The sequence below is a fragment of the Acinetobacter sp. UBA5934 genome (assembly GCF_002430855.1).
Classification (GTDB): Bacteria; Pseudomonadota; Gammaproteobacteria; order Pseudomonadales; family Moraxellaceae; genus Acinetobacter.
In genome coordinates, this window is record NZ_DJDC01000156.1 from 10,297 (window position 1) to 15,920 (window position 5,624).

At 37.5% G+C, this 5,624-nt stretch carries 6 protein-coding genes; 1 reads left to right on the forward strand and 5 read right to left on the reverse strand.

Annotated elements, in window-relative coordinates; translation table 11 throughout:
* The 5 genes from B2Y23_RS10815 to B2Y23_RS10835 all read right to left on the reverse strand — a co-directional run.
* On the reverse strand, positions 1-323 hold a 323-nt coding region (locus tag B2Y23_RS10815), incomplete at its 3' end, for a DUF6160 family protein (protein WP_349679439.1).
* Positions 324-357: 34 nt separating this feature from the next.
* Complete coding sequence (locus B2Y23_RS10820) at positions 358-1,044, reverse strand: hypothetical protein (protein WP_291354409.1); 687 nt, start codon at positions 1,042-1,044, stop codon at positions 358-360.
* A gap of 9 nt (positions 1,045-1,053) precedes the next feature.
* Positions 1,054-3,060, reverse strand: coding sequence for a hypothetical protein (locus B2Y23_RS10825; protein ID WP_291370767.1), 2,007 nt, complete (start codon positions 3,058-3,060; stop codon positions 1,054-1,056).
* Positions 3,061-3,305: 245 nt separating this feature from the next.
* Positions 3,306-3,875, reverse strand: coding sequence for a dCTP deaminase (gene dcd, locus B2Y23_RS10830; RefSeq protein ID WP_291354407.1), 570 nt, complete (start codon positions 3,873-3,875; stop codon positions 3,306-3,308).
* Between the two features lie 141 nt (positions 3,876-4,016).
* The gene (locus tag B2Y23_RS10835) at positions 4,017-4,610 is read right to left on the reverse strand and encodes a LysE family translocator (protein WP_291370769.1); all 594 of its coding nucleotides are present in this window, start codon (positions 4,608-4,610) and stop codon (positions 4,017-4,019) included.
* A 273-nt stretch (positions 4,611-4,883) separates the two neighbouring features.
* Between B2Y23_RS10835 and B2Y23_RS10840 the strand changes: the two genes are divergently transcribed.
* Entirely contained in the window at positions 4,884-5,429 is a 546-nt protein-coding gene (locus B2Y23_RS10840) for a DUF2062 domain-containing protein (protein ID WP_291370868.1), read from the forward strand.
* Positions 5,430-5,624: the final 195 nt, after the last annotated feature.

Genomic DNA, 5,624 nt, shown 5'->3' on the forward strand with positions numbered 1-5,624 from the left:
AATGGGGAAATGCTAGCTTGAATTTTTACACCAGTTCCTCTATCAGTTGTACCTACATCAAAATCAAGCGTACTTTTAATTGTACTGTTATTTACACCTTTGACTTCAACATTATGCATTCCCAACTTCATGCTACCTGTATCGGTATAGTCCACCCAGTTGACCTGATCTACATTAATCTTTGAGACTTCATGGGTAATAGAAATACCATCCTGTCCTGTAACATCACTTAAGGAGTGATCCGTTAACTGTTGAAGCGCAAAAGATTGTTGAGCCATTAATACACAAGCTGTGAGCATATTCAGTTTTATTATTTTTTTCATTGCAACATCCTTATTCTTCAAAATCTTTGTTTAATTAACAACGACTGGTCCCAGTACCTGCGCAGTTATAACTAAAAATTTTTAGATCACCTGACATATGTAAATTACCGTGTACGTTCAAGCCCATAAATCCTTTTTCAGCACCTTTATCAAAAGCAGGAACATCTATATTGTTATTCACTTTTGTGCCTTGGGCATCTAATGTATAAGCATTATATTGATTATATTTTATATCTTTTAAATAGCCTTTAGAGCTTGCATCATCGGTTTCAACCGAAAGACTACTAAAACCTAAATTTCTTATTTTTAAAGGATTATCATCGAAGAATGAAAGTTTAAGCGCTGTTTGAGGCATCATATCCTTATTGATAATGGTGCTTCCCGCCAAAGAAAACTTATCTACCTGAATAGTGCCTTGAATTTGCTTAAAGACCAACCATCTTTGATTACCAGCTGCATCTGCATGATTATTAGGTGAAAATGCAAAACGGCATTGCACATCCGATGCACAATCATAGGTATAATATACGCCTTGCTGATCAGAAATATTTTTTATGCTTAAATCATTTGCATAGCGATGATTTAATGACAAAGTCCAGCTTAAATCAGCTCCCCCTTGTCCCGTAACGTCCAGTAATTCCCCATTATCTAACCCCACCAATTCTGCATGCGCTGCACAAGCCATCAATAAAACTACAGAAATAGATATTTTATTTAACATTTTACACCCCTATAAGCCCGTAGTTTTAAACTTAAGATGCTGAATTAAAACACCATCAATTACAGCCGAACCCAGATTAACGGCAGTTCCTGTTGGACTTTTAAATACCACCCCTGTCGCATCTGCGCCCCTATTGGCATTTAAAAGATTCGTAGTGGTATTTCGGGTAACACTACCGATTGCAATACTACTGTGGGTCGCATTTGTGCCTTGGTATCTAACCGTATTGGTTCCTGTTGTAATATCCGAGAAATTTGAACCGCAGTAGCTTACATTACAGGTTGAACCTTTAAATGATGCTGTCGTTAACCCTGTACCCGATTGAAATTGAGGACTCGGATCTGTATCTGGATACCAAGTATAAATCTGTGAATATATTGCAGGTACTTTAGGGATACGTGTCACTTCTAGAATGATATTGTTGCCTTCTGATGCCAAAATAAAAGGTTGATACATATTTCCCAATACCAGATTGATATTGGCACTATATAAATAAAGACCGTCTTTATCGTTAAAGAGTGGAGCCAAAGAACCATCTATTGCTGGGGTTACCGCAGTACCATCATCTGTATCACTTTTAGCTGCAGTACTGATCCTGATTCCTTTTTCATCAAGATTTGTATCGGTAAATTTTAAGGTAGATGGATTATCGTTGGTGTTTATACGCAATAGTGCAGCTATTCCCAATGTTTCATCGTAGAGCTTATTGATATCATCATTTTGGGTCTGAAATAATCGTACTTGAGAACCATTGATACTCAAGCCATTCGCCACAAATTGTGCTCTTAAGCGATAATCCTTATCTAACCCACTTATTGGTGCACCGGTAACACCATTAATTGTACGAGTTGAGTCAAAAGACCGAGAGAAAATATCTGTCCAAAATCCCAATTTGATTCGGTCACTTGTTGTATCTCCGCCATCCTTTGCCAAAGGTGCTTCTAAAGCCAGATAACCAATATCACTTTTGTTCGCAGCTGCAAACTGTTGAATGTCTTTTGCTGTACCTGCACGGAATAACCAGGGATTAGCAGCACTTCCCCAATATATACCTGTATTACTATAACGCTGATTTAAGTCGCCATTACTTTTAGATAAGGCCAAACCATAAATAAACACATCCGCTTTTGTACGGGTAGTGGCGACAGCTCCTGCTGCTGTTGTATTCGCCACATTTGCTGCATTAGATTTTGCATAATTTAAGACAGTGGTATTTGCAGCAGAAGTTGCTTGCTGGGCAGCAGTACTGCTGGCCGATGCTCTAACCTGAGCAAGCGTGGTCTCTTTTAAACGATTATTGACTGCTGCGGTAATTGCAGTGCCTTTGTCTTGTTGAATTTTTTCTATTGTATTTTTATATGCACTTTCAGCTGATGCTTCCTTATCCCAAGTACTTTCTGGATACTTGGTTGTACCATCGTTCTGCAACGGTGTAAATAATTCATAATATTGATCATAACGGTTATTGTAATAGTTCTGATATGTCGCCGTATTATAATAAACTTCTATTTCCTGATTACGGTACGCAGTTTCATTTTGCGTTTTTACCTGTGCATAAGTCGTGGTATATGTGGTCGTAGTCGTACTACCATTCTGGTAGATTCCATTATATACCGTGTTATAAGTTGAATCATAACTTCCTTGATACAAGTTCGCTTTTGCATACGTATAACCTGAATCATAATTTGTTTGATAAATTTTATTGTATGCACGCTGGTACAACAGGTCATAATTCTCACCGGTTGGAATAATACGGATAAAACCAGTGTCGTATTTCGGTTTATCTACAGCAGCAATAGCATTATTGTTATAACTGGAAGCAGTAGACGTATCCTTTGGTCCCTGAAACACCATCTTAAAATTTTCAGGTAATAATGCGATCCCTTCGCCTGTTGTGTCAGAAAGGTGATCATCTGATAAAGATTCAAGCGCATAAACTGATGGGCTAAGTAAAGCTGCGAGCATGCTCGCCAAACAAGATTTTTTAAATCTTGTATTATTCCAACTTTGAGTCATCACGACCTTCCTTTTTATCAGATGCTCCGCATCATTATTTTTAATTCATCCTGTGCTTGGTATGCCGAATTTTTACTTATTTGTCATTACGACAATGTTTTTACCAAGTCTGTACAACTTTTTATTATGCTGAATATTATTGCAATTGCAAAAAAAACTGGTCGAATGAACTCAGTTTCCGATGAATGAATCTCGTAAAGAATAAGCGGACCAAAATGATCCGCTTATTCAATTATTTATAATATTTATGCTTTCGGCAAGGTCACACCGGTTTGTCCTTGGTATTTACCACCGCGGTCTTTATAAGAAGTTTCACATACTTCATCAGATTCAAAGAACAACATTTGCGCCACGCCCTCACCTGCATAAATACGTGCTGGCAAGTTGGTGGTATTTGAAAATTCCAGCGTTACATGACCTTCCCACTCAGGTTCCAGTGGAGTAACGTTTACAATAATACCGCAGCGTGCATACGTGGACTTACCTAAACATACCGTCAATACATTACGCGGAATACGGAAATATTCGACCGTACGGGCCAAGGCAAAGGAGTTGGGCGGAATAATGCAGACATCTGATTCAATATCGATAAAGCTTTTTTCATCAAAATGTTTTGGATCGACAATGGCTGAATGTACATTGGTAAATACTTTAAATTCACGGGCGCAACGAACATCATAACCATAACTTGAAACGCCATAAGAAATGAGTTTTTCACCCGTTTCATCATAACGTACCTGGTTTTCTGCATACGGTTCAATCATGCCGTGTTTTTCGCTCATTTCGCGAATCCAACGATCAGACTTAATTGCCATTATTTCTATCCAAAAATAGTTAATTCGATTATTGCGCTGTACTTTAACTGAAATTGACTGCAATGAAAATAATGATCAGGCGATGAGGTGATTTTTTACAAAATATGTATTTTCATCGCCCTGATTTCAAGACTTAAAAGCTTAAAGACTTAAAATTGCTGAATAACCGAGAGGGATAGAGAAACTCACCAAAATTAAAGAAGCAGTTTTTTGCAAATTGGATTGATTTAACCAACGCACTTTATTTGATGCCAGAATTGAGCCAATAAATGTCCAGAATAAGGCAATGGGCACAATTAACACCAGAAACATGGCAATATGGACTAAATAATTATTCACGGATAGCCAGGCTGTGCCCGGAAATATAGCCGAAGCAAACAGCAAGGCCTTAGGATTGAGTAAAGTCGCACAAAATAATTCACGGGCACGAATAGCCGGCAGATTATAGCTTGCTTCGATATTTGCAGTTTTCCAGAGTTTAATGGCCAGAAAAATGATATAGCATGCACTCAGGAGTTTTAAGATCGTCGGCAATATTGGAAATTGAGCTGAAACACTGCCAATGATCATGCCCCAAACCGTAATTGCAATTAAATAACCAGTTGCTTCAGCAGGAATCAATCGTAATGATTTACGTACACCGACCTGAATACCGGAAGATGCCAGTAAGGTATTTGTTGGGCCAGGCGTTAATAAAATGGTAATAACCAAACCAATGAATAACCATGAAATCATATGCGATCTCTCTATAGAGTGCGCGAAGAGTAATCAGTTTTATTGTACTTAGCAAATCAGAAATTTTATATCTTTTAAAAACGTAGAATATTTTTTATAAATTATTTAAATTTCAATGAATTAAAATATATTATTACAGTTTAACTCATGAGTCATTTGTTAGAAAAAGTTTCAATAAATTCTTTTTTAAGGTTAATCATTTACATTGACCGAACTTGACCTGTTCCGCGAGGGTGGATTCAGGCACAATACTTCATCATTTAAGTGGCCCACATTTTTATGGCAAAACAGTTCTTTCAGTCATGGCTTCCCTCACCGCAAAAAGTTGCGGGGATGAAAGTAATGAAGATTTTTGGTCAACGCACCTTAAATCCTTTACTTTGGTATGTGAACAGAAAGTCCATTTCAAAAGCCGTTTTTATTGGCACATTTTGGGGAATGCTGCCCTTACCTTTTCATAGTGTTTTAATTGTACTGACCGTCTTGCTATTTGAAGTCAACCTCCCGCTCAGTCTATGTCTGGCTTGGCTAACTAATCCTTTTACTCTTGTTCCGATCTTGTATTTGGGTTTCTGGTTAGGCAGCAAAATATTTCAGGTCAATATGATTGATCAGGATATGCTTTTAGGTGTGCTGCATCAGATTAGCCACTGGATCACCCACTTTGGTCACGGGCATATCGACCTGAGTCTGGCAAAAATTTTACTATCCGGTCTGGTATTGGAAGCCTTCATTTTTGCTGTTGTATTATTCGTGATGACACGATTATTGTGGCGATGGAATATTATTCTGCATCAACGCCGCCGAAACTCGCAGTAATTATTTTTTCTAGTTCACTTCTCATTATTCAGCCTCTTAATTCATACTATAATTATAAAACTAGAATTCTTTCATTATTATTGACCCTTTCTTTATTCATGAGGATTTAGGAGGATGTCTAATAAAACCCAGCTGATTTTTGCTCTTCCGTTGCATTTTTTATGGCAAACACAAACTAAATCCAACATATAAAAA

What these genes read in the sequence shown, in the direction of transcription:
- dcd (WP_291354407.1), bottom strand. Translation starts at nt 3,875, where the DNA reads ATGGCAATTAAGTCTGATCGTTGGATTCGCGAAATGAGCGAAAAACAC.
- B2Y23_RS10825 (WP_291370767.1), bottom strand. Translation starts at nt 3,060, where the DNA reads ATGACTCAAAGTTGGAATAATACAAGATTTAAAAAATCTTGTTTGGCG.
- B2Y23_RS10820 (WP_291354409.1), bottom strand. Translation starts at nt 1,044, where the DNA reads ATGTTAAATAAAATATCTATTTCTGTAGTTTTATTGATGGCTTGTGCA.
- B2Y23_RS10835 (WP_291370769.1), bottom strand. Translation starts at nt 4,610, where the DNA reads ATGATTTCATGGTTATTCATTGGTTTGGTTATTACCATTTTATTAACG.